21 protein-coding genes, 1 pseudogene and 1 riboswitch are annotated in these 24,019 nt (G+C 37.8%); of the genes and pseudogenes, 12 read left to right on the plus strand and 10 right to left on the minus strand.

Going from position 1 to position 24,019, the window contains the following annotated elements:
• Nucleotides 1-34 precede the first annotated feature (34 nt).
• From D8M04_RS11915 to D8M04_RS11925, 3 genes are all read right to left on the minus strand, one after another.
• Nucleotides 35-1,816, minus strand: a complete 1,782-nt coding sequence (locus D8M04_RS11915; protein WP_121523264.1) for a M3 family oligoendopeptidase — start codon at nucleotides 1,814-1,816, stop codon at nucleotides 35-37.
• 174 nt (nucleotides 1,817-1,990) lie between these two features.
• Nucleotides 1,991-3,427, minus strand: a complete 1,437-nt coding sequence (locus D8M04_RS11920; RefSeq protein ID WP_246001224.1) for a YfcC family protein — start codon at nucleotides 3,425-3,427, stop codon at nucleotides 1,991-1,993.
• Between the two features lie 116 nt (nucleotides 3,428-3,543).
• Nucleotides 3,544-4,695 (minus strand): M20 family metallopeptidase, encoded by a 1,152-nt coding sequence (locus D8M04_RS11925; RefSeq protein WP_121523266.1) that lies wholly within the window; start codon nucleotides 4,693-4,695, stop codon nucleotides 3,544-3,546.
• 354 nt (nucleotides 4,696-5,049) lie between these two features.
• Between D8M04_RS11925 and D8M04_RS11930 the strand changes: the two genes are divergently transcribed.
• The 3 genes from D8M04_RS11930 (at nucleotide 5,050) to D8M04_RS11940 (ending at nucleotide 7,798) form a co-directional block, all read left to right on the plus strand.
• Nucleotides 5,050-5,460 carry a VWA-like domain-containing protein gene (locus tag D8M04_RS11930; protein WP_121523268.1) on the plus strand — a complete coding sequence of 137 codons (411 nt, stop codon included), beginning with the start codon at nucleotides 5,050-5,052 and terminating at the stop codon, nucleotides 5,458-5,460.
• 216 nt (nucleotides 5,461-5,676) lie between these two features.
• Entirely contained in the window at nucleotides 5,677-7,275 is a 1,599-nt protein-coding gene (locus D8M04_RS11935; protein ID WP_121523269.1) for an aspartate:alanine exchanger family transporter, read from the plus strand.
• Nucleotides 7,276-7,420: 145 nt separating this feature from the next.
• Nucleotides 7,421-7,798, plus strand: coding sequence for a thiol-disulfide oxidoreductase DCC family protein (locus D8M04_RS11940; RefSeq protein ID WP_121523271.1), 378 nt, complete (start codon nucleotides 7,421-7,423; stop codon nucleotides 7,796-7,798).
• A 420-nt stretch (nucleotides 7,799-8,218) separates the two neighbouring features.
• Here the strand turns inward: D8M04_RS11940 and D8M04_RS11950 are convergent, their stop codons facing one another.
• The 3 genes from D8M04_RS11950 to D8M04_RS11960 all read right to left on the minus strand — a co-directional run bounded on the left by D8M04_RS11950 (nucleotide 8,219) and on the right by D8M04_RS11960 (nucleotide 10,538).
• Nucleotides 8,219-8,725 (minus strand): DinB family protein, encoded by a 507-nt coding sequence (locus D8M04_RS11950; RefSeq protein WP_121523275.1) that lies wholly within the window; start codon nucleotides 8,723-8,725, stop codon nucleotides 8,219-8,221.
• Between the two features lie 185 nt (nucleotides 8,726-8,910).
• Nucleotides 8,911-9,687, minus strand: coding sequence for a DUF4097 family beta strand repeat-containing protein (locus D8M04_RS11955; protein WP_121523277.1), 777 nt, complete (start codon nucleotides 9,685-9,687; stop codon nucleotides 8,911-8,913).
• A 320-nt stretch (nucleotides 9,688-10,007) separates the two neighbouring features.
• Nucleotides 10,008-10,538 carry a PepSY domain-containing protein gene (locus D8M04_RS11960; RefSeq protein ID WP_121523279.1) on the minus strand — a complete coding sequence of 177 codons (531 nt, stop codon included), beginning with the start codon at nucleotides 10,536-10,538 and terminating at the stop codon, nucleotides 10,008-10,010.
• Between the two features lie 191 nt (nucleotides 10,539-10,729).
• Nucleotides 10,730-10,910, plus strand: a riboswitch (cobalamin riboswitch).
• Between the two features lie 134 nt (nucleotides 10,911-11,044).
• Here D8M04_RS11960 and D8M04_RS11965 point away from each other — a divergent pair.
• Genes D8M04_RS11965 through D8M04_RS11975 form a run of 3 tightly spaced genes read left to right on the plus strand, consistent with a single transcriptional unit; the run spans nucleotide 11,045 to nucleotide 14,719 of the window.
• Nucleotides 11,045-13,273 (plus strand): ribonucleoside-diphosphate reductase subunit alpha, encoded by a 2,229-nt coding sequence (locus D8M04_RS11965; RefSeq protein WP_121523280.1) that lies wholly within the window; start codon nucleotides 11,045-11,047, stop codon nucleotides 13,271-13,273.
• A complete protein-coding gene (locus D8M04_RS11970; RefSeq protein ID WP_187695446.1) occupies nucleotides 13,252-13,728 on the plus strand; it encodes a flavodoxin in 477 nt (158 codons plus the stop codon). The genes D8M04_RS11965 and D8M04_RS11970 overlap by 22 nt, the downstream gene beginning before the upstream one ends.
• Entirely contained in the window at nucleotides 13,685-14,719 is a 1,035-nt protein-coding gene (locus tag D8M04_RS11975; protein WP_121523284.1) for a ribonucleotide-diphosphate reductase subunit beta, read from the plus strand. Before D8M04_RS11970 ends, D8M04_RS11975 begins: the two co-directional genes overlap by 44 nt.
• 436 nt (nucleotides 14,720-15,155) lie before the next feature.
• On the opposite strand, the pseudogene D8M04_RS11985 reads toward D8M04_RS11975, so the two are convergent.
• Both D8M04_RS11985 and D8M04_RS11990 read right to left on the minus strand, forming a co-directional pair.
• Nucleotides 15,156-15,824, minus strand: a pseudogene (locus D8M04_RS11985) (HAD family hydrolase); the annotation flags it as partial.
• Nucleotides 15,825-15,894: 70 nt separating this feature from the next.
• Complete coding sequence (locus D8M04_RS11990) at nucleotides 15,895-16,338, minus strand: GNAT family N-acetyltransferase (protein ID WP_121523289.1); 444 nt, start codon at nucleotides 16,336-16,338, stop codon at nucleotides 15,895-15,897.
• 218 nt (nucleotides 16,339-16,556) lie between these two features.
• Here D8M04_RS11990 and D8M04_RS11995 point away from each other — a divergent pair, with 218 nt between their 5' ends.
• Nucleotides 16,557-17,006: a GNAT family N-acetyltransferase gene (locus tag D8M04_RS11995; protein ID WP_121523290.1), complete on the plus strand. Its 450-nt coding sequence runs from the start codon at nucleotides 16,557-16,559 to the stop codon at nucleotides 17,004-17,006.
• Between the two features lie 510 nt (nucleotides 17,007-17,516).
• On the opposite strand, the gene D8M04_RS12000 is transcribed toward D8M04_RS11995, so the two are convergent.
• Together D8M04_RS12000 and D8M04_RS12005 are read right to left on the minus strand one after the other, a co-directional pair.
• The gene (locus tag D8M04_RS12000; RefSeq protein WP_121523292.1) at nucleotides 17,517-18,029 is read right to left on the minus strand and encodes a GNAT family N-acetyltransferase; all 513 of its coding nucleotides are present in this window, start codon (nucleotides 18,027-18,029) and stop codon (nucleotides 17,517-17,519) included.
• A gap of 75 nt (nucleotides 18,030-18,104) precedes the next feature.
• Nucleotides 18,105-18,452, minus strand: a complete 348-nt coding sequence (locus D8M04_RS12005) for a winged helix-turn-helix transcriptional regulator (protein WP_121523294.1) — start codon at nucleotides 18,450-18,452, stop codon at nucleotides 18,105-18,107.
• A gap of 147 nt (nucleotides 18,453-18,599) precedes the next feature.
• Here D8M04_RS12005 and D8M04_RS12010 point away from each other — a divergent pair, with 147 nt between their 5' ends.
• The 5 genes from D8M04_RS12010 to D8M04_RS12030 all read left to right on the plus strand — a co-directional run bounded on the left by D8M04_RS12010 (nucleotide 18,600) and on the right by D8M04_RS12030 (nucleotide 23,897).
• Nucleotides 18,600-19,655, plus strand: a complete 1,056-nt coding sequence (locus D8M04_RS12010) for an LLM class flavin-dependent oxidoreductase (protein ID WP_121523295.1) — start codon at nucleotides 18,600-18,602, stop codon at nucleotides 19,653-19,655.
• Between the two features lie 26 nt (nucleotides 19,656-19,681).
• Entirely contained in the window at nucleotides 19,682-20,248 is a 567-nt protein-coding gene (locus tag D8M04_RS12015) for an NADPH-dependent FMN reductase (RefSeq protein ID WP_121523297.1), read from the plus strand.
• Between the two features lie 266 nt (nucleotides 20,249-20,514).
• Nucleotides 20,515-20,769, plus strand: coding sequence for a hypothetical protein (locus D8M04_RS12020; protein ID WP_121523299.1), 255 nt, complete (start codon nucleotides 20,515-20,517; stop codon nucleotides 20,767-20,769).
• Nucleotides 20,770-21,070: 301 nt separating this feature from the next.
• A complete protein-coding gene (locus tag D8M04_RS12025) occupies nucleotides 21,071-22,990 on the plus strand; it encodes an FUSC family protein (protein ID WP_158595118.1) in 1,920 nt (639 codons plus the stop codon).
• A 199-nt stretch (nucleotides 22,991-23,189) separates the two neighbouring features.
• A complete protein-coding gene (locus D8M04_RS12030) occupies nucleotides 23,190-23,897 on the plus strand; it encodes a DUF421 domain-containing protein (RefSeq protein WP_121523303.1) in 708 nt (235 codons plus the stop codon).
• Nucleotides 23,898-24,019 lie beyond the last annotated feature (122 nt).

The raw sequence follows: 24,019 nt of genomic DNA on the forward strand, positions 1-24,019 counted from the left end.
TTTGGAATTAGTAAAAAACCTCTTCCAAGTCGATCTACACTAGACTTATAAACTCCTTTACATCCTTCGCCATTAACTCGATCCCAGCTGCCCAGAAGTCTTGTTTCGTTAGGTCAACACCTAAATGTTTCTTCGCCAAGTCTTCCACCCTCATGGAACCAGTATCTTGTAACAGTGCTATATACTTTTCTTCAAAGCCAGCTGGATTCTTTAAGTATTCGGCATAAATTCCTAGGCTAAACAAGTAGCCAAATGTATATGGGAAATTGTAAAATGGCACACTATCAATAAAGAAGTGGAGTTTACTGCACCAGAAATGCGGATGATAGCTAGATAAGCTGTCACCATATGCTTCTTTTTGTGCATTAACCATCAATTCATTTAACCTTTGTTCAGACACGATTCCTTTCGTTCTTTCTTCATAAAAGGCAGTTTCAAATAAGAAACGAGCATGAATGTTCATAAACATCGCTGTTGCGTTCTCCAATTTTGCATTCAGAAGTGAGATTTTTTCTTCCTTAGATTTAGCATTCGCCACAGTCGCATTATTGATGATCGTTTCCGCAAAAGTACTTGCTGTTTCCGCAACGTTCATGGCGTATCTGCGATTAAGTGTCGGCAAGTCTTTCATGACATGGCTATGAAAAGCATGTCCCAGTTCATGGGCAAGAGTACTTGTATCACTATTCGATCCAGTAAAGGTCATAAAAATTCGCGACTCTCCAAACTCTGGCAATCCGGTACAATAGCCACCAGGACGTTTATTCGGACGATCCTCCGCCTCTACCCAGCGATTTTCCAGTGCATGTTTTGCAAATCCTGCTAATTTCGGACCAAAGCTTGCAAAATTTTCGATAACAAAGTCACAGGCTTCATCATACGTGAATTCCTTTGGTTTTTCACTTCCTACAGCAAGCGGTGCATCTACATCCTGCCATCCAAGCTTCTCCATTCCAAGAAGCTTTGCCTTTTTATTCAAAAAGTCAATGAAAGGTTTTTTATTGCTAGAGACTGCTCCCCACATTGCGTCCAATGTTTCTTTGGACATGCGATTATACTCTAGTGGATCTTCTAAGAAATGATCTCGGTCATGCAGCTTTTGCAATGTAATACGATAGCCATCTAAGTGATTAAGTGTGTCAGCAAATATAGGGGCATATTTTGTCCAAGCAGCTTCCCAGTTTTCAAACAGCTGGCTTCGCACTTCTTTGTCAGGGTCAGCATACATCCGGTTCATCGCTTGCCCAATAGATAATTCAGTCGTCTTGCCTTCCGAATCGGTAAATGGTATCGTCATCGTAGATACAATCGTATCATACAAGTTACTCCAAGCTGATAATCCATCCTTGTTTAACTCCGTAATGATTCTTTCCTCTTCCTCTGAGAGAAGACGCTTGCCCTGATCCCTTATTTCATTTAATGCAAAAGAGACAGCTTGTAATTCTTCATCTTGAAGGAGTTCTAGCCAGTCTTGATCTGAGAATGCAACAAGTTTTTTCGTAAATACTGTTGATAACTTCTGCACGTCACTGTATAAATCCATCACCTGTCCCATCACTACACTCGCATGCTCATCCTTCGTATATGCATCATGCGACATTTGCACAAATGTTCTTGATTGACCTAACCCTTTACCAATCTTCTCCTGTTGCTTTAAAATTTCTTTAAATAATTTTTGTGAATTGTCCCAAGTTTGGATAAGATTCTCATAAGTATCAATGTCCTTCTTAATATCTTTTAGCTTTGCCTGTAAGTGTTTAGAAGCAGTTCCTCCAGGAAAAATCGTTTCTAAATCCCACGTATCTTTGTATTTCAAATTTCTTCACTCCTTTTCTATATTTTACCATTACTTTATTAAGCAAGGGAAACAAGAGTAGGATGATTAAAAAGTTAGTTAAGCAGATTACTTTCCCAGAAAATACTATTAAACGACACCTATCACAGGTGCCGTTTAAATTCCAATCTTAATAGTCCACTATTTTACTAAACATCAAACCGTCCAAATAAACATATGAACAACCGTAACTATAACCGCGCCAGCCAGATAAGATATTGCGATTACTGGCCATACCCATTTAATCCATTTTATCCACGGTATTCTTGCCAATGCAAGTGAAGCCATTAAAACTCCCGATGTAGGGGTAATGGCATGAGAAATCCCATCCCCTAATTGAAATGCCATTACGGCAGTTTGTCTGCTCACTCCAGTTAAATCAGCAAGTGGAGTCATAATAGGCATCGTTAAAGCAGCTTGTCCACTTCCCGATGGAACAATAAAGTTCAAAAGACTTTGTGTTATATACATCCCCATCGCGGAGAATGCAGTTGGTAATTGTCCAATTGCACCAGATAAGCTATATAAGATCGTATCAATCGTGTTACTATCCTCTAATACAACTATAATCCCATAGGCCAAACCAACAACCAATGCTCCAACAACTAGATCTCTACAACCATTTACAAAGGATTCAGCAATTTGATTAATTCGGAGCTTAGCTACAAATCCGGCAATAATCCCCATCAATAAAAATAGTGAGGCAATTTCCATGATGTACCATTCATAAAATGTAACACCTATTGCAAGTCCAATAATCGTTAAAAATAGCAAACCAATAATAATGGATTGTCGAGCTGTTAACTTTGTCTCAAGATGATTCTGTATAGAATCTTCTTTCTTCCATTGCTTGTCAATGTCATACATCAAGCTAATTTCCGGATTTTTTTTAACTTTCTTTGCATAAATCATCACAAATGCAGTACTAAATGCAACAAATATTAACCACACAATAAGGCGAACTCCCATTCCAGAAAATAGGGGAATTTCTGCAATCCCTTGAGCTACACCAACCGTAAAAGGATTTAGGAATGAAGCAGTAAAGCCCGCACACGATCCAACGATGACCATTCCCGCACCTACGAGGGAATCAAAGCCCATCTTAATTGCTAATGGAACTAAAATTAAGATAAAGGGAATCGTTTCTTCCGACATTCCAAATGTTCCACCACCCAGTGCAAATAAAACCATAACAACGGGTATTAATAGAATCTCTTTTCCTGCCATTTTCGTGGAAACACTTGCAAGCCCCGTTTCAATCGCCTTGGTAGCATTCAAAATTCCAAAAGCACCACCAACAATAAAAATGAAAAAGATAATTTCAGCAGCATCAACCATGCCTCTATGTACAGACTCTAAAATTCCAAAAAGTCCAGTAGGATTCGATTCTACCTCGTGATATGTTCCATCTACAACAACTGTTCTTCCAGCCTCATTCACTTCTCTATCATACACCCCAGCAGGAATCAAATAGGTGAATAATGCTGTAATAATAATTAAACCAAACAATAGTGCGAACACATGAGGGAATTCAAACTTTCCTTTCTTTCTTTTGGAATTTCCCTCCATAGAAATCGACGTTTCGTCACTCATTAAAAACCTCTCCTTATGTAATTTTCTCTAGTTGTAAAAATAAATAACAGATAGTGAATCGCTACAAACAGTGAGAGCACAGGATTATTCACTACCTGTCACCATGAAAACTGAACTTACCTATTTTCAAATTCGTTCTTTATGGTGGATAGTAAATCATGATCCGTTATGATATCATAACCAGTTTGCGCTAAAGCAAGGACAGCATCTGCAATTGCTGTTTCGCCATCTTTCGTAATGGTTTTATCTGCAAATTCCTTCGTATGGAACACGAGCCCAGGTTCGTTCAACCCAACATATGGATGGATTGCCGGAACAACTTGGCTAACATTACCCATATCCGCTGAGCCAGTTGCTGGCACTGGAGGATACACTGGATGTGGACTATAAGATTTTAGGTTCTTTGTAAAAATATCTGATAAAGCCTTATTGTTAACCATATTGTCATAGCTCAATTCATAGTTGGAAATAGCAACAGACGCTCCTGTCATTAAAGCAGCACCCTCTGCAATGTTTCTTACCTTTTTCACAACTTCATCGACTACATTGCGCTCATTTGCACGAATATAAAATTGAGCGACAGCTTTCTCTGGTACAATGTTCGCAGCTTGTCCTCCCTCTGTAATAATCCCGTGTATTCTAACATCTGATGGAACATGTTCACGAAGTGCATTAATTCCATTAAATAGCTGAATAACGGCATCCAGTGCATTAATTCCTTCTTCAGGGGAAGCAGCTGCATGGGATGCCTTTCCAGTAAAATCAAATTGCAGGGCGTCCATCGCGAGCATTGGTCCACTTTCTGAAGAAACATCAGCAGGATGTACCATCATCGCTACATCAATATCATCGAAAGTTCCCTGTTCAGCCATGGGTACTTTTGCTCCACTTGTTTCCTCGGCAGGAGTCCCAAGAACAACAACTTTTCCACCTATCTCCTGTATATGTTTACTTAGAACAACTCCAGCTCCAACTGCCATGGTCGCTATTAAATTATGGCCACATCCGTGACCAATTCCAGGCAGCGCATCATACTCTGCTAAAAAGGCAACAGTTGGCCCTGGCTTGTCCCCAGAAAACTCCGCACGAAAAGCTGTCGGACGATCCACGATACCTGTTTCCACTTCAAAATGATGGGAACGTAAATATGCTACCAATAGCTTCATCGATTCAAATTCTTCATCCCCAAGCTCGGGATTATTGTATAAGTGGTTGCTGATTTTTATCAGTTCATCTTTTGTTTCCTCAAAATTTTCCGCTAAATTCACGTTATGCCCTCCAGTTCTTGATGCTTATGTTTATGGATTATAACACATTTACTAGAAAATTAAATTAAATGTCTTTAATTAATTAAATTTGCACTTTAATATAGAAGCTGTGACACCTAGAATAGGCTTAATAATTTCAAGCTGGAATCATCTACGCGGAGATCAAATAAATTCGCTTCTCAAAATACCAATTAATAGTTAAAACAACATCCCAATAAGGAGGTATTTTTTGAAAATAGGACTTTTATTTTTCTTCATAACAAACTCTTCATTTATCTAAGATTTTCCACCTTTAGAATCGACGTGATTCCATATAATACGATTATGATTTCTACGTAAGGCGGGTGGAGTATTTTGAGTTGGCAGAAGAAATTACTACAGTTGATAAAGCAATCCATGAATCAGAAAATCGCTGTTGCGGTTGATGTATCTACAGATGATTATCCAATTGAAACCATCAGGAATATTATCTCTTTATTTAATGAGGTTAGAGAATCTACCCCATTGGTCTGTGCTGATTTTAAAATCAGGGAAATAACGGATACGAGTAAAGTAAAGCAACTTACCTTCCATAGTCACGGAAGAGCGTCCTATACAGATGTATTAGAATGGGGACAAGAAAATGACATTGAGAAACTATTTTACATTACAGACGTGACTGGACATTTCTGGGAAGAACTGAAAATCGATTATGATGTTACTTGGTTAATTCCAGATAGCTATAAACCACAGGTTCCCTTTGGAAAAACCTTTAATCTGGTTTGAATCATTATTACTGCCATATAAGTATTATCTTTTAACCCAGGATATTTCATCGAAAGATTACTGGCGAGCTAAGTCATGGCTGACCGGTTTGGCCATGGCTTAGTTTCTATCTATTGGTCAGCTTTAGCTTTCCTTTTATATGACCAACATGTGAATTGTTGTAATCCTTCAGCTTTTTATGTTTATAATATATGCAGGACATCGTGGAGGATAAGCATGGATATAGTTAGTGAATTATTGAACGATCCGTTATTACTTATATTTTCTATTTTATTTTTAGGTTCCTTACTTGGAAATGTTAAAGTGAAAGGATTGAGTTTAGGAACTGCTGGCGTCTTACTTGTAGCGATGGTATTTGGTCACTTTGGTTACCAGGTTCCTCCCATCGTACAAAATTTGGGACTAAGCTTATTTATTGTGGCAATAGGTTTGCAGGCTGGTCCACGTTTTTTCCGAATGATTCGGACAAGTGGGATGGTTTTTGGAGTAATAGCCGTTATCATCGTTGTTTCAGCTGTTATAACGACTCTTATCGTCTCTAATACTTTCGATTTATCAGTTCCTTTAGGTGTTGGAATTATGACAGGGGCTTTAACCAGCACACCAGGTCTTGCAGCAGCACTTCAAGCAACCAACGACCCGCTCGCTTCTGTAGGTTATGGGATTGCCTACCCATTCGGAGTAATAGCTGTTGTTTTATTTGTGCAGCTCGTTCCCAGGTTAATCAAAACTGATTTAATAGAGGATTTAGAACAAGCAAATAATCCAATCAAACGTGAGGATTCACCAGAGCTCATCACCGTTGAAATTACAAATCCAGATTTAAATAAACGGACCATAAAAGAAGTTAAGTTCCCGAATAAGAATTCCGTGGTGATTAGTCGTGTTATTCGTGATAAACGCAACATTATCGCTTTAAGTGACACAGTGCTTTTACTTGGTGATAAACTGGTTGCAGTTGGGAATCATCAGGATATCGAGGAGTTTAGCCAACACGTTGGAAAAGTAGTGGAAACACATTTAGATAATACAGATCATATTAAATATCGCAAAGTGGTTGTTGACTCTGATGAAGTTATTGGGAAAAATTTTAAAGAATTGCGATTAAGAAGAGATTTTGGCGTAACCGTTACACGTGTAGAGCGAAGCGGTATTGAAATTAACCAAAATCCTAACATGCGTCTGATTCGTGGTGACGTTTTAACGATTGTTAGTACGGAAGATAAATTAGATGAAGTAGAAAATCTGTTTGCCAGGAAAAAATTGACTATAACCAACGTCGATATTTTCTCCTTAAGTATCATTCTGCTCATTGGAATTTTAGCCGGAATGGTGCCGATCCCGTTACCTGGCCTAGGGACAATTACTCTAGGGATTGCTGGAGGGCCTTTGTTTATTGCTTTGATTATCGGACACTTTGGTAAGATAGGTCCGATTCACGCACGTTATTTCGGACATTCTAATCAAGTTATTCGTGATATCGGACTAGTCCTTTTTCTTGCTGGAGCAGGTACAACCGCAGGAGATGGGCTTGTAGATGTTATCAGAACAGAAGGTTTAAGACTTGTATTCAGCGGAATCATTATAACCTTGGTACCAATGGTTATCGGTTATATTGTCGCGAGAAAAGTATTTAAGCTCAGTATTGTTCACTCATTGGGTGTACTTTGTGGCGGGATGACCAGTACTCCTGGACTAGGTGCAGTAAATCAAATTGTGGATTCCGAAGATCCTGCTATTGCTTATGCCGTAGCATATCCTTTTGCGCTTATATTGGTTGCTATTTCGTCCCAATTGATTGTGTTCTTTTTATGAATATATAAAGGCAATTCACTGTAGCGGTGGATTGCCTCTTTTGTTTTGAGCAAACAGCTATTGCTGCACTTTGTTTTTCTTGTCCCTATCCTGATGTATGTTATGCTTATATTGATCAATATAAAATCGAAAGGAGCGAAGAACAATGCCCGTTTTAATTTATGATGGCGAGTGCAATATGTGTAGTAGCTTTATCCGATTTGTAGTAAAAATAAATCGTAATCCTGAGTTAAATATAACTGATTTTCATAGTAATTGGACAAAAGAGAATGTCACTCTGGATCCAAACGTAGATAGCATGATCTTTATAACAAGGGATGAACAATACATCTATTCTAATGCCGTCATTCACTTACTCGTGACTGCTAATCCGCGTTTTAGTGCGTTATTATTATTGAAATTAATTCCAAGAAGTGTGCGAGACACGTTTTATAAATTTGTGGCGAGAAACAGGAGGAAGGTCTTCCAAAATAAAACCTGCCCCATGCCTTCAAAGAAAGCAAGGGAAATGTTCTTATCGTAATAAAGGGAAACTTTACTAAGGTGGAGCCACAGGAACATGGAGACATTGACACAATAGTTCTTCTTGGTGAAGAGTAATCTCACTTTGGCTTGGTGTACTTATTTTGCGTTTTTCAAATACAAATGTGGCTGGGACACAACCAAAAAAACGAACTATTTTAGCGGAGGAAATATACGTAGACTCCTACGGGAGGATAGGCCTAGGTGAGACCTCGCAGAGACGTCAGTCTCGAGGAGGCTCAACAGCCGCCCGTGGAAAGCGAAGTATATTTCCGCAGCGGTTGTCACCGCTATTTCGTTCGTTTTTTCTTTTTAGCAAACACATTTGTCCCAGCCTCATTCTTCTTCATGCTTGGCCTGCTTCTAATGTACAATTACTCCATCATCCAATTTATAAATTAGTCCCTATGTTTTTCCAGCATTATGATTTTAATACATTCTTGATTTCTTTAATCTGTTCCAAATGCCGTTGTTCGTGTAAGTATACAGCTTCCACCCATTGATCGAGCGGCAAGTCTCCAAAGGCTGGATGTTTCACTGACTTTTCCCTTAATACAGATTTATCGTCAATTGAGTGTAATAATGCAAATAACTTCTCTCTCGAATCCTTCAAGAGATTTATAATTTGCTGTACTGTAAATGTCTCTTCAGCCGGCTCCACTATTTGCGGCGCTTTTATCTTTTTGTCCCGATTCAGGATAAGTTCTACTTTTTTTCTTGCACTATTTGTATCGCTTTTCCCCTTCAATCCCCATTGTATTACTTTCATCGTTGACCTTTCAACTAATATTAAATGGTGACAAACTTGCGCAATACTCCATTTGTTCATATCCGGGCGTTTGTTAAAATTATCATCCTGCAGTCTTGATATTTCATTGATTAAATGCGCTCTCGTCTCTTTTAACTTTCCTAAAACAACTTCGTTCATGGCTTTCCCCCTTTCTCCACTAAGGCGAGCAAATGAATTCCTACTTTTTATATACTCTATTAAAAGAAAAGTATTCCATCTAAATTCCTATATTTCACGTTCCCCTGCTGTCCATGTTTCCATTTACATATGTAAAAACGCAAGGTGTGCTCTCTGAACCAAAGAACTCTCCCTGCGTTTTGTTTTTATTTATTCACACTTATACTTCCATTATCTGTAGTCAATTTAATGAGATGCTCACCATCTCCAATAACAGTATCATAATTGGTACTTTCAAAAACGTTCACGGATCCATTATCTGTCCTTATATCAAATGTGACATTTGTCGGCTCAGATTCTGTACGAATATCAATTGGCCCGTTGTCTGTAGTTAGGTGAACAGGACGGTCCAACGAATCCGTCGTAAGCCTGATTGCTCCATAATCCGATTCCGCTGTTATTTCTCCATTTACATTTGAAAATATCAGCTCCCCATTATCTGAATCTGCACGAACGGACGCGGTTTCTATGTTAAGCAGTTCCACTTTTCCATTGTCGGTCTCCACTTCTAAATGATCAGGATTTAATTCAGTAACACCTATAAGACCATTATCCGAATCAATACTTAATCTCTCAAGTTGTTCTTCTGGCAGCAAAACTGTTAATCTGGGCCCTTCTGAGAAAAACCATGAAAAATTCGGCCACCAGCTTTTATCCTTTAATTCGATTTCCAATGTATCTCCATTCACACCGGCTTCAAGTTTGTATTGATTACCATCATCTCTTAACTCTACCCTTGCAGTGGAATCAGTGGCTGGAAAGACTTCAATCCTGGCATTTTCCGATTTAATATCCACAGTTTTGTAGTTACTTCCATCTGTTACATATTCTTTAGGACCATCAGCTATTCCCACAATTTGCTTCAAAATCAGCAGTGCAGCTATTCCTAATAAAATTAAAATAATTACGGTATTCTTTTTCAACTAACCCACTCCTTCGCTGCTTTCATTATAATCCAAGGATACATGGAAGTATGATTTAATTTAATGGACTAAAAAAGTAATTTGCCATAAGCCCCGAGACCTATTTGTAATAGAATGAAATTCCTGCCTCAGGGATTTTTAGCATTTTTTTTGTTCGTAAAGAATGCTAAAAATACTAGAAATAGTTAAAGTAAAGCTTGAGTGCTAATCATAAAAGCTAAATGGCATGGGTTCAATACCGAACCCAAGCCATTTACCTGTGATATAAATATTTAAGTTATGATTGAATCCGTCACTAGAACGAAAGTGCATTATTTTTCTTAGTCCAATTCCTTTTCAAATATGTCACCTGTAACCGCATCGATTACAACTTCTGCTTCCCCGTTTTCGGTTCTTAGCTCTACTTCATATTCATAACGATTGTCATCCTCATCTAACTCTAATTCCTTCACTGTTCCATTTACGGCTTTCTCAGCAATTGCAATTACTTCATCATGTGTTAGTAAATCATTTGTAGCTTGTTTTCTTTCAACATCATCACGGTCCACTTCTGAAAAGAGTACTTTACCAGAAAAGGCATCGATATAGATCTCATACTCTCCATCGTTTACTTTTACTTCTACCTCATAGAATACCCGTCCATCATCTTCCTCTAAATCTACATGATCAATGGTGCCCTCTACTTCAGCCAACGCTATTTCTTGTGCCTGTTTAGCAGAGATCCTTTCCTCACTTTGTTCCGCTTTTTGGATCGGCTCGGTACTCGTTTCATTGCCAGATGCAGCCACTGAAATCCCTCCAACTAATAATCCAGCTGCCACTAAACCTGTAATAATATACTTTGTATTCATTTTTCTTCCACCTTTCTTTTTTTGATGTTATTCTCTATACTCTTACTATAACCACTAAAGATTAAAGGAAAATGATAGCAAAATTAGAATTTGATGAGAACACAATAAATTATCATGGTTGCATTCTATTCATGCCTATGCTAACCTTAAAAATATCAATATATTGATTCAACAAAACAATTTAATACTATATATAGTGTTTAAATGATGGTGACTTTACAAGTCTTAAAAGGGAATCCAGTGAGAATCTGGAACTGCCCCCGCAACTGTAAGCGTCGACGAACGAGAAATCCACTGTATCTATCGATATGGGAAGGTCTTTAGTAGGTTTGAAGCGCAAGTCAGGATACCTGCCAGCCATTTAAAAGTTTCATTTCTCCGGGGTGAGAGAAAATGAAGCGATGGATTGCACATAAATTCTGTCGTTTTCAAAAACCGTTCATCCTAGGGTGGACGGTTTTTTATTTTGTTAACCATATTTTTTACCAAGTACAAGGAGGAATAACATGATTACAGAAACAAAACACAACCAGCTTGCTCGGTGGATAGAACATAGAGCTACAGGATTATCGGTCAAATTAGATTCCTACATAGAAAAAGTAGAAAAACATTCTATCGAAACAATGGACCATGAGAAAAAGATAGAATTGCTTATCAACGCTGCATTAGAAAATATAGACGAAGCTAGCCCTGACTGGTCTTATTTGGCTGCAAGGTTCTATTTGGACAAGCTATACAGCAGTGCCGCTAGAACAAGAAACTATGATTCTTCCTTAAAATATGGTTCTTTTTACGAACTAATTAAAACATTAACTATAAACGGCATCTATTCTACCGATATTTTCACAAAGTACTCTGAAGAAGAGATCAGGGAATTTGAAGATATTATTCAGCCAGAAAGGGATTTACACTTTACCTATTTAGGTCTCCATACATTAGCAACACGTTATCTAGCGACCGACTTTGATAAGAATGTATTTGAATTGCCCCAAGAACGCTGGATGATTATTGCCATGTATCTGATGCAGAACGAGCACCCCGAGAAGCGCAGTCAATTAGTAAAAGAAGCCTATTGGGCGCTAAGCAATTTATACATGACAGTCGCAACCCCAACGTTAGCTAATGCAGGCAAAACACATGGCCAATTATCGAGCTGTTTCATTGATACGGTGGACGATAGCCTTCAGTCCATCTATGACAGCAACACAGATATTGCCAAGCTTTCCAAGAATGGCGGTGGCATTGGCGTTTATATGGGAAAAGTGCGTGCTCGCGGCAGTGATATTAAAGGTTTTAAGGGCATGTCCAGCGGCGTGGTTCCTTGGATTAAGCAACTCAACAATATAGCTGTAAGCGTAGACCAGCTCGGTACAAGAAAAGGTGCCATTGCTGTTTATTTAGACATTTGGCATCGTGATATTGAGAGTTTCCTAGACTTAAAACTCAACAATGGGGATGACCGCATGCGTGCGCATGATATTTTTATCGGCGTTACTCTCCCAGACTATTTTATGGAGCAAGTGGAAACTCGTGGAGATTGGTACCTTCTTGATCCCCATGAAGTTCGTCAAGTGATGGGGTACTCCTTGGAAGATTTTTATGATGAGGGTAAAGGGCAAGGTACTTGGCGTAAGAAATATCAAGAATGTGTGGAAGCCAATCTGTCCTTAACTAAGAAAGTCCCTGCTATCGATTTGATGAAGCGCATTATGAAATCTCAGCTCGAATCGGGAACGCCATTCATGTTCTATCGTGATGAAGTAAACAGGCAAAATAGCAATTCACATAATGGCATCATTTATTGCTCTAACCTGTGCACAGAAATTACACAAAACCAGTCTGCAACGGAGTTTATCGAAGAATTTATGGAACAAGACGGGAGCATTATTAAAAAATATAAAAGCGGTGACTATGTCGTCTGCAATTTAAGTTCGATTAACCTTGGAAAAGCAGTGCCAGCAAACGTTTTAGAGAGGCTTATCAAAATTCAAGTTCGGATGCTGGATAATGTCATCGATATAAATACATTACCAATTAAGCAAGCAGAGCTAACAAATAGGAAATACCGTGCGATTGGACTTGGAACCTTTGGGTGGCATCACCTGTTAGCTGTGAAAGGGATCAAATGGGAAACTCAAGCTGCCGTTGATTACGCGGACGAACTGTATGAAAAAATTGCTTATTTAACGATTCAAAACAGTATGGATCTAAGTAAGGAAAAAGGCCGCTACCCTGCATTTGAAGGAAGTAAATGGAGCACTGGGGCTTACTTTACCGAAAAAGGATACACGGACAATAAATGGACCTCTCTAAAAGATTCGGTTAAAAAATCTGGCATCCGTAACGCTTACTTAATGGCGGTTGCACCAAATTCTACAACTGCTATGATCGCTGGCTCAACTGCCAGTATCGATCCAGTATTCAAACCGTTTTATTATGAAGAGAAAAAAGATTTTAAAATTCCTGTTACGGCACCTGAAATAGACCATCACACCTATGACATCTATCGCCGTTCTGCCTATATTGTTGATCAGCGTTGGTCCATCAAGCAAAATGCAGCACGACAAAAGCATATTGACCAAAGCATTTCGTTTAACTTCTACGTTCCTAATACGATTAAAGCTTCGATACTTCTGGATCTTCACCTTCAAGCCTGGCGTGAAGGATTAAAAACAACGTACTATGTTCGCTCCACATCCAATGATGTGGAAGAATGCGAGTGGTGTCAAAGTTGAAAGCCGCTATTTGCTATTTATCATATAGCGGGAATACCGAAGAAGTCGCAGAATTAATTTCATCTACTTTAAATCAAAAGGGTTTTGAATTGGATATGCATCGAATTGGCATTGATGCTCCTATTGATCCAAAAAGCTATGATTATCTCTTTTTAGGGACATTTACTTGGGAAATGGGAAGTACACCAGATGAAGTGAAGGAGTTTATCCTTGAAATAGGTTATAAACCTCAAAATATGTATATCTTTGGAACAGGTGATACACAGTTCGGTGGAGATGATTTATTTTGCAAGGCAGTAGATAAGCTGGTGAAGTTTTATAAAAGTAAGCAAACTGGATTAAAGATTGAACAATCTCCACGTGGGGTTCAAGAAAGCAAAGTACGAGGCTGGGTAGAAGGAGTGGTAAAACATGCAATTGAAAAAGGCGAAAACATTAGAACCTATACATCCTAATAAGTCAACGGCACTTTTTGGCGGGAAGTCAAGCGGCATCCTAAACTGGAATGATATTGCTTATCCACATTGGTATAAAATGTATAAAAGATTAGTTGGAAATTACTGGCAAGCGGACGAGATCAATATGTCTAATGATGTAAAGCAATTTCCTACATTAACAGATTCTGAACAGGAAGCCTATCTAAAAATTATTGGCCTCTTGTCAACACTGGATGCTCCCCAAACAAGAACAGCGTTGCTTCTGTCTTTATATGCAACAGATCCTGCCGTGCAATCGATTATGGCTGTCATTGCCCAACAGGAAGCTGTTCATAATGAAAGTTATTCTTATGTTCTGTCCTCTGTTGTTTCGTTGGATGAACAGAATCAAGCTTTTGAACATGGTCGAACTGACCCGATTTTATTAAAGCGCAATGAGCATATTATGGCACAATACAATGCGTTTGCAGAAGAACCTACTATGGAAAATATTTTAAAAACCATGGTATATACATCCCTCCTAGAAGGAATGTATTTCTATTCTGGCTTTGCATTCTTTTACCATCTGGCAAGAGAGAATAAAATGGTTGGCACATCCACGATGATTAGCTATATTAACCGCGATGAACTGGAACATGGTCGTTTTATCAGTGAACTATTCCGGGCAACCTTAGCTGAGAATCCAGACTACAATAATGAAGCCTTTATGAATTGGGTTTATAGTACCTTTCAAGAATCCGTTAATTTGGAAATAGAATGGTCTGCCTATGTCTTACAAGAGGTGGACGGCATCGACTTAGAAGAGATGAAAGGCTATATAAAATATCGTGCCAATAAAATGCTGCGAATGAAGGGCTTAAGCGAATTGTACCCGGAATACGTAGACAACCCAATGAAATGGATACGTGCTTATGCCGACAATTTTGATGGGACGAAAACCGACTTCTTTGAGCAGAAGTCCAGACAATACACGAAGACAAGTGATTTGAATGGGTTTGATGATCTTTGATAGTGCTTGGTAATAAGTATTAAGGAAGGGATATACCCGCTATTCATTACTAGCAGGTATATCCCTTTCTACTTCTTATTCCAATCTACCGCTCAAGGGGTATATTCTCTTGCTCGAGGGCGAAGTTCTTTCGGTCGGGGGGATGTTCTCTTACTCGAGGGCGATGTTTTTTTGCTCGTGGGTGATGTTCTCTACATCGAGAGCGATGTTCGCTCGCTCGAGGGGGATGTTCTTTCGATCGAGGGCGATGTTTTCTCGATCGAGGGCGATGTTCTCCCTCTCAAGGGCGATGTCGCATCGCTCGAGGATGTTCTCTCGATCGGGATGCTACTCCGCAATCAGCTTTGTTGCACTTTGAACACTGATATTAATCAATGATACTCCTCACCAGGATTTTTAGTACCTAATGAGGAGTATTTATTTATTCAATAGACTTCTAAACTTTGAGAGTATCTAATTTAGGCAAAAGTGCTTTTAATTCGTCTAAATCATTTATAATCCAATCAGCCTGAGATAGTTCACCTTCTTGTGCGAAATCAAAATTGCATCCGATTGAAATTAAACTGTTATCTTTAGCCGCATTGATATCTGAAAGACGGTCACCTACTACTGCTGCATCAGTAATATCATATTTTTCAATAATGCTCTTAACTAAGTCAGATTTGTTCCATGATTCTATTTGTTCGATACTGAAAGTTTCCGTAACCCAGTTATCCAATTGATAATAATGAACTATCGCTTCTAAATATTTAATTAAGCCGTTACTTGCTATGTAAATGGAGTAGTTTCTTTCTTTTAGGTAAAGAAAAACTTCTTGCACATTAGGATATAAAGCACCTTTTCCGCTATTAATATTCTCAACTAGTCTCCTAAGAAAATAAGCATCTGTTTGTTTTCTATCTTCAATAGAATGACTTGGTAACAACGTTTCCCATACTTTCGGTAAAGGCACACCCATAATTTCACGGTATGTCTCAATGGGAGTTTCTGTATCCCATTTATTAAGTGTTCTTAAATAGTTGAAAGTATCCTCGAGAGATATTTCTAATATTTTATCTGTTTGAAACAGTGTTCCATCCATATCAAAGATTAGCGCTTTTGACATTTTCCTCCCCCTATTATTACTATAATTCCCTTATTATTTTTGAGTCCATATAAAGTGAAAATGGCTATGTTTAAAGCAAACTCAATTCATAATGATGAAATTGCGAATCTCGGACATATCCATGCTTTTCATATAATTTTTGAGCAGCTTTATTGTCTGGCGCTGTTTCCAAACTAATACTTTTAGCACCTGTTTTAATTCCATAGTCTTTTGCTTTTTGCAGAAGCAGCTCACCTACTCCTTGTTTTCTTGCTTCCTTATCTACATATAAATCATTTAATATCCATGCTCTTTTCATCGATATGGATGAAAAAGTAGGATAAAGTTGAGTAAAACCTGCATACCTTTGGTTATCTTTGACAACGAATATAACAGAATCATTGCTTTCTAAGCGGTTCTTAATAAAATTCTTAGAGCCTTCTAAATCTGATGGTTGTTGATAAAAGACACGATACAAGTTGAATAGATTTGATACCCCTTCTAAATCTGCCATTGTTGCTTGATATACTTCCACTATAATCCTCCCTATATTGAACTGAGCCTCTATTATAAACTTTCTGCCAAATTGCGTCTATACATTCCTAAAACATTTGGATGTTCTCTTAGTATAAATATCATTTTTGTAAACGGTTTTGCGAAAACACCCCACCTAATAACGTATGTAATTTTGTTTGGATTGAAACCTTTTTCTGCTAATATGTAATAAAGTGTGAAACTGAACGGAGGTTGACCTTGATTAAAGAAATCGACATAAATGTTAGGGAAAATGCTAAAAATGTTCTAAGCATTCAAATACCGTCCTATACGGTAGAAGCAAATTTAATTGGTTCAGAAGATATACCACCATTAAAAGATACGGTCGAGACATTACAAAATTGTGGAGAAACATTTTTAGGATATTTTTTACATGGAGAGCTTTGCGGAACGATAGCATTTAAATTAGGAGATAGTGAAGTGGATATACATCGATTAATTGTACATCCTAACTACTTTAGACAAGGGATTGCACAAGAGCTATTAAATTTTATCGAGAGTAATTTTCATCCTGAGACAATAAAGGTAGCAACTGGTACGAAGAATTTCCCAGCAGTTCGTTTTTATAAAAAGAATAATTTTCGAATTGTGAAAGAAGTCATAGTGAACAAGCAGTTATCTTTAACTTATTTTGAAAAGAGAATATAAATTTCAAACCCCACCATCATAATTTATGGTGGGGTTTCTTATTAATTACTTTGTGATCAAGGCTAAATAGCTTTTTCGCTAGGTATAGCGGGAATACCGGAGTAGAATATATAATATTACCTTATGAAAGTTTCTATGAAAGCCTCTTTACTGCAGAAAAAAACTAATCTAAAAAGAGATTAAAGAAAAGATTAGAGAAAGGGAAAAGAAAAACAATCGGAACCTCATAAAATTGCACTCCAATACTATTAAAGTTTTTCGGTCACAGAAGTGTCTATATATAGCCTTTCCTTTAGTATTTGATGTTTATATGAATTTTATTATTAACTCTAGTAAATTTATCCTAATATCTCGGTTTGGTTCCAGTAGAATTTATTCTCTTTTCAGGTTCTTCCTAGTGTTAATGAATCGTATAATCCTTGTGTACTCATATACTAATTAGCATAATTATTGCAATAGAATATGAGTATTTGTCCGTTCTCAAAAGGTATAAATTAGTTATCTAATATGTTATACGAGATCAGCAAATTGTTCATGTATCATCAACTGATAATAATCTGTGTTCTGCCATTCTCCAAACTTAAAACCAACTTCCTTCATCGTACCGACCAATTTAAACCCAAACCTCTTATGCAAGCGAACGCTACCTGCATTTCCCGCAGTTATGCCACTAATCAAAGTGTGGTAAGATAATTCTTCAGCTCTTTTCAATAACTCTTCCATTAGCTTTGTGCCAATCCCCTTCCCTTGCTGATCAGGAGCAATATAGATCGATAATTCTGCAGTGGCTTTATAAGCTGATTTTATATTGTAAGGACTTAATGTTGCATAACCAATGACATCTCCTGTTTCTTCTGCAACAATAAGAGGATAAGCTCCTCCATGTGCATCAAACCACTTCTTTCGTTCTTCTATCGTTTGTGGCTCCAAGTCAAAAGTAGCGGTTAAGTTTATTATGGCATAGTTGTAAATATCCACTAATTCTTGTAAATCCTCGAAGACCGCATCTCTTATAGTAATCATAAGCCATCCTCCAAAATTGTAATTTAAACAATATTTTACACGAATTGGCGCAATAAGACACAGTTTTTTTATGCATTATATGCTTGCTTTTCTCTGCATCTCCCTTTTATGCAGTGTATGCTTCGTTCCCCACTCATGCATCGCCTCTAAGATAGGCTCAAGACCACGACCATACTCTGTAATAGAGTACTCTACCTTTGGTGGTACTTGAGCATAAACAACACGTTGAATAATATCCTCTTCCTCTAATTCACGAAGCTGCTTTGTCAGCATTTTTTGGGTAATCCCTGGCAAACTTCTTTTTAACTCGCTAAATCGCTGAGTTCCATTTTTTAATAAATGCAATAGGATAATAGGTTTCCACTTACCTACCAAAATTCCTAATGCATCCTCTACTTTACATAGCTCTGGTTCAATTTGCATATTTATCCCTCCCAATAGTATCCTTTTGTATACTATAGCACTTTTAAGTGCGTACTTATTAATTGGGTTATTATTTACTATAATATCATTAATCGTACAAATGGAAACAAGAGATTTTTCATATTCTAATTAAGAAAGGTGATATAAATGCAAAAATATCGAATCAATCCAAAAAAGGGGCTTGAATTTGGTCTGTACACGTTAGGGGACCATTTACCTAACCCACTAACAGGAGAAAGAATACCAGCAAAACAGAGAATCCAGGAGATTATTGAGTTAGCTCAGCTTGCAGAGCAGGCAGGCATCGATTTCTTCAGTGTAGGCGAGAGCCATCAAGACTATTTCGCAACACAAGCTCACTCCGTTATATTAGGTGCCATAGCACAAGCCACGAATAAGATAAAAATCTCGAGTTCTTCTACTATTGTAAGTACACTGGATCCTGTACGTGTTTACGAGGACTTTGCAACGATTGATTTAATCTCGAATGGCAGAGCGGAAATTATTGCGGGCCGAGCTTCAAGGGTAGGAGTTTTTGATTTATTAGGGTATAATTTACGTGATTACGAAGAATTATTCGAAGAGAAATTTGACCTCTTACTTAAGATTAATGAGGAAAAAGTCGTAAATTGGGAAGGGGAATTTCGTGCATCCTTAGATGATGCTGAGGTTATCCCACGTCCGGAAAATGGCTGGATGCCGATTTGGCGTGCGGTTGGCGGACCACCAGCAAGCGCAATTAAAGCCGGGTATGCTGGTGTTCCAATGTTCCTCGCCACATTAGGCGGCCCAGCAAAACACTTTAAGTTATCCATTGATGCTTATCGGGAAGCAGCACGAAAAAATGGTCATAATCCAGATGAACTACCGATTGCAACAGCTGGCTTTTTCTATGCAGCAGAGACAACACAGCTAGCACAGAAGGAATACTATCCTCATATAAATGAAGGTATGAAACGGACGAACGGCCGCGGTTATCCGAAGCAGCAATTTGCCCAAGGTGCAGATCCACGGGATGTGATGAATATCGGAAGCCCACAGGAAATCATCGAAAAAATTCTTTATCAGTATGAACTTTTTGGCCACCAACGCTACATTGGACAGATGGATTTTGGCGGTGTGCCATTTGATAAACTAAAAAATAATATTGATATCATTGGTACTGAAATCTTGCCAGCAATTCGGAAATATACGAAAGGCTAAAGCATAGAAAAACAGGGGGATTTATAATGAAGATTGTTGGATTATCTGGTTCAACTGTCGGTTCCAAAACAAGAACTGCGATGAACTATGTTTTAAAAAAGTTAACGGAAAATTACCCAGAGACTGAAGTCACACTTATTGATTTAGCAGATTATGATGTAAAGTTCAGTGATGGACGCAACTACTTAGAGTACGATGGCGACACCGGATTTGTTGCCCGTACATTAATGGAAGCTGATGCCATTATTATTGGCACACCGGTATTTCAAGCATCCATACCAGCTACATTGAAAAATGTATTCGACCTACTGCCCGAAAAGGCATTTTTAGATAAAGTTGTGAGCATGTTTGTTACTGCTGGGTCACCAAAGCATTATCTTATGGTTGAACAGCAATTAAAGCCCATCCTTTCCTATATGAAGGCACAACTCGTTCAATCCTATGTTTTTATTGAGGAGAAAGATTATTTTCGAAAAGAAATTACTAATGACGATGTACTATTCCGTCTAGACCGTTTAATAGAAGACACGGTCGTATTAACCGAAACTTATACTAAAATTCGGGAAATAAAAGAAGCAGAATATGGTTTTTAATGAATAAAACTTTAATGAGTCGGCAATGATTATCACCCGCTCTTATTGCTAATAACAGGTATGTGCTTTAATCACAGACCGTAACTTCCCTTCCTTCTAAATTTAAATTTTTTTAAGTGTATTCATTTCTTATTACCTAAGATAAAGTCGAGTTAAGAATTTATTTCCCGGGGAATGTAAAAAATAGGTAAAAAGAAGGATTATTCCTCTTTATTATGGTAAATTATTCCTTAGGAAAATGGTTCACATCCTTAGGAGGAAGATATGTGTTTTATTTTGCATTTGCCATCATGCTTTTTCATCTTATAATTCTTTATTTATGGTTTATCAACTCCAGTCCCTTATTTAACTGGTTTGGATACGCTTTTTGGGTAATCTCCATTGTATTTGGAATCATCGTGTACCAGCAGTGGAATGAAAAAGGAACATTCAAAAAGCTGCTCTCAGTTTCAAATTGGGGGATGGTCTTTTTAATCATGGTCACAGTCGCAATCTTCTTTACTACCCGTTCTATGCCATAATCATGGAGATAACAATCAGAAGCAGCTTCTCCGCGCTGCTTCTTTGTCTTCCATTAAAAGCATAAGCAGTTTGGTACCTTATGCAAAAGCAATTAAAATAGAGTATAATTTAATTAAAAGGTGTCTCCATAATTCCTCTACTAATTGCAGTAGGGTTCTTTTTGGGTTATGGGGGTATAATTAAGTTGGATAAAGTGGAACTTTTCACAGTGGGGGTAGTTTGCTCTCATAAAACAAAGATGTGTCATTTTAGATAGACAGTTAAAATTAGATAAAAATGTTAAATAAAGAAGGGTTACAAATGAGTCAACGCAACAAAGGAAAATCATCTGTTTTTAGACAGGCATTCTCTTTAAACCGTAAGCCCATTCCATGGTTAAAAGCTTTTAATGCAGGTTTAGCAGCAAGTATTCCGGTTATCATTGGATTATTATTAGGCAACTTTCGATTTGGACTTATTGCTGGGTTAGGTGGATTTACTTTCCTCTATGTATTTAATGTCCCATATGCACAGCGAGCAAAGAAAATATGCTGGGTAGTGCTTGCCATGACCTTGATTACCTTTCTTGGCACAGTTGCGGCGCCATACCCCTTAGCTGTAGCTGTTTTAATGGGGCTCATTGGCGCAACAGCAATATTCGTTTTTGGCGCACTTAAAATAGCAGGTCCGTCGGCAATCTTTTTCGTTCTTGTCTTTTTAATGGTTAGTGGGATGCCGATAGATCCAGATGAAGCATTTATCCGTGCTGGTCTTGTTTTTCTAGGAGGCAGTTTATCCTGGATCATTGCTATGGCCGGTTGGTTTCACGATCCTCATGGACCGGAAAGAAGTGTTGTTCAAAGAGTATACATGGAACTCGCTGCATTTGTTGAATCAGTGGGTACGGAGGATTTCAACGAGTCTAGACACCGTATGATGTCAGCATTAACTGAAGCTGATGAAACACTCGCAGCTGGTTATATTCCTTGGAGAGAAACCAATATTTTCAAAAGGTTATACGTACTAAATAAGCATGCCAATTCGATGTTTCTCTATATCATCCATCATTATGCGGATAGAAACACTACTCCCTTACCAGAGGAATTAGTGCAATCAATTAAGACAATTTCTTATTCATTGGATAAGAAACAACTAAAAAATATTTCAAAGAATATTCTTCAACCAAGTGAAATGGAAAAAGATGTCCAACATTTATTCGAAATGATTTACAATGCAGATGCCGTTATGAATGAGCCCACTGCAAAAATCGAAGAAAAAATCCAGATCAATCGACCATCCGTAAAGACTATTTTAGCTGGTGCATTGGATAAGAATTCGATTGTTTTTATCACTTCTTTAAGATTTGGAGTCGTGACAACACTGGCGGCGATCTTTGCCTTTGAGATGGAATTGGCCCGTTCATATTGGGTGCCGCTATCTAGTGTAGCGGTCATGTCAGGCGCTACGATAGTCGCTACATACCATCGCGCCATTCAGCGTGGGATAGGTACCATGATAGGTATTATTATTGCGAGTATTATTCTTTCAATCAATCCGTCCGGGTATACCGTTGCCTTTTTCATTCTTATGCTTACATTCATAACTGAATTGTTCATTGTAAAAAATTACGGATTAGCCGCATTATTTTTCACACCTAGTGCGTTATTAATGGCAGAAAGCACGACACAGGGTGCCTTCTCCTTTTCCTATTTTGCATCAGCCAGGATGCTGGATGTTGTGATTGGGATTATCATTGGATTAATAGGTGTTTGGCTGATTGGGAGAAAATCAGCTTCTAGCAGGCTGCCCCATTTAGTTTCAAAAACAATACGGAGTCAAGGTCAATTCTTAGTTAGCTTATTCTCCCAGCAAGAAAAAGAATTGGATGCAGAAGATAGTCACGAATTAAAAAAAATGCGGACAAATATTATCAATCTTAAAACGTTGTATTCAACTGCTGCAGGGGAAATACCAATTGATGAAAAAGCAGTAGAATATTATTGGCCTGTTTTAAGATCGATTGAGCATTTAGGATATCTTCTTGAGAATATATCGAAAATTAAAAAACGGCCTATTCTAGAGGACGATACGCTGGCAAAATTATTATATAACTGTGAAAGCATGGCTATGGCTGCAGAACGAGGGATAGCGCCTAATACCAAAGATATACCTGAGATCCCTTCCTACCATTCCATCCAAGAAGAAATAATCCAATTACAGAGAGTATTACAAAACACTTAAAAAGCAGGAGACCAAAGTCCTCTGCTTTTTTTTTATAAAAGTATGGTATCTTGCTGGGCAGGGTTTGTCTTAAAGAAGGTCCTAGAGGATTAACATACGAACATATCTCTTTTATTAAATCAGAGAAATAAATGCAGGATAAAAAAGAAGAAAATGGAAATAACTAAATAAAAAGCATGGTGTGTAAGGTGGGGTATCAATGGATTTTTTAAGCTCACAGGAATCGCTTACTGCGCTAGAATGGGGACTAAGAGCAGTCACTGGATTTGTATTTTTTGTTGTTATCGTAAAGTTTATGGGACAACGCTCCATCTCACAAGTTGGCCTCCTTGATTTTGTCATTGTTTTACTAATTGGTAATATTATAGCCCATCCATTATCTGATGAAGGTTTAGAATTAAAAGGCTCTATGATCACAATTGGAGTCATCTTGTTCCTTTACTTAGCAGGCATTCTGTTAAGTTTACGATCAACTCGGTTAAGAAAACTATTTGTTCCAGCTCCCTTCCCTCTTATTGAAAACGGGAAAATTATCTATAAAAATTTAAAAAAAGCACGAATATCGGTTGATGAACTGTTATCTGAGTTACGTATAAATAATGTAGGGAGTATACAAAAGGTCGCACTTGCATTATGGGAACCCGTTGGTACTTTTTCCATTTTCCTAAAGAACGAACATCACCCTTTAACACCAACTACTTTTGGACAACCAGTTAAACCATTCCATTTGCCTAAAACCATTATTAAAGAGGGGAAAATCGACTATAAACAATTAAGTCAAATGGGAAAAGATGAAGAATGGCTTCATCAAAAAATATCTACTACTTTTACGAATATTAAACTCCATGATATTTTACTTGCTACAGTGGATGAGAACGAAAAAGTAAATGTTTTTCTTTATCATTGATTTCTGTTCAATCTATTATATAGAAAGTTTAAAAAGCACCTAGTTTGTTATTCCTACTCTCTTTGTACTGCATTATAGTGATCCATTTACGCATACTATACATATTAGTTCTGATGAAAGAG

The organism is Oceanobacillus piezotolerans, assembly GCF_003665065.1.
In the GTDB taxonomy this organism is placed as follows: Bacteria; Bacillota; Bacilli; order Bacillales; family Amphibacillaceae; genus Oceanobacillus; species Oceanobacillus piezotolerans.

Coding starts and splice junctions, on each gene's coding strand:
- D8M04_RS11960 (WP_121523279.1), bottom strand. CDS start 10,538: ATGAATACAAAGTATATTATTACAGGTTTAGTGGCAGCTGGATTATTA.
- D8M04_RS12025 (WP_158595118.1), top strand. CDS start 21,071: ATGAGTCAACGCAACAAAGGAAAATCATCTGTTTTTAGACAGGCATTC.
- D8M04_RS11935 (WP_121523269.1), top strand. CDS start 5,677: ATGGATATAGTTAGTGAATTATTGAACGATCCGTTATTACTTATATTT.
- D8M04_RS11950 (WP_121523275.1), bottom strand. CDS start 8,725: ATGAACGAAGTTGTTTTAGGAAAGTTAAAAGAGACGAGAGCGCATTTA.
- D8M04_RS12010 (WP_121523295.1), top strand. CDS start 18,600: ATGCAAAAATATCGAATCAATCCAAAAAAGGGGCTTGAATTTGGTCTG.
- D8M04_RS12005 (WP_121523294.1), bottom strand. CDS start 18,452: ATGCAAATTGAACCAGAGCTATGTAAAGTAGAGGATGCATTAGGAATT.
- D8M04_RS12000 (WP_121523292.1), bottom strand. CDS start 18,029: ATGATTACTATAAGAGATGCGGTCTTCGAGGATTTACAAGAATTAGTG.
- D8M04_RS11920 (WP_246001224.1), bottom strand. CDS start 3,427: ATGAGTGACGAAACGTCGATTTCTATGGAGGGAAATTCCAAAAGAAAG.
- D8M04_RS11970 (WP_187695446.1), top strand. CDS start 13,252: ATGCGAGTGGTGTCAAAGTTGAAAGCCGCTATTTGCTATTTATCATAT.
- D8M04_RS12030 (WP_121523303.1), top strand. CDS start 23,190: ATGGATTTTTTAAGCTCACAGGAATCGCTTACTGCGCTAGAATGGGGA.
- D8M04_RS11965 (WP_121523280.1), top strand. CDS start 11,045: ATGATTACAGAAACAAAACACAACCAGCTTGCTCGGTGGATAGAACAT.
- D8M04_RS11940 (WP_121523271.1), top strand. CDS start 7,421: ATGCCCGTTTTAATTTATGATGGCGAGTGCAATATGTGTAGTAGCTTT.
- D8M04_RS12015 (WP_121523297.1), top strand. CDS start 19,682: ATGAAGATTGTTGGATTATCTGGTTCAACTGTCGGTTCCAAAACAAGA.
- D8M04_RS11975 (WP_121523284.1), top strand. CDS start 13,685: ATGCAATTGAAAAAGGCGAAAACATTAGAACCTATACATCCTAATAAG.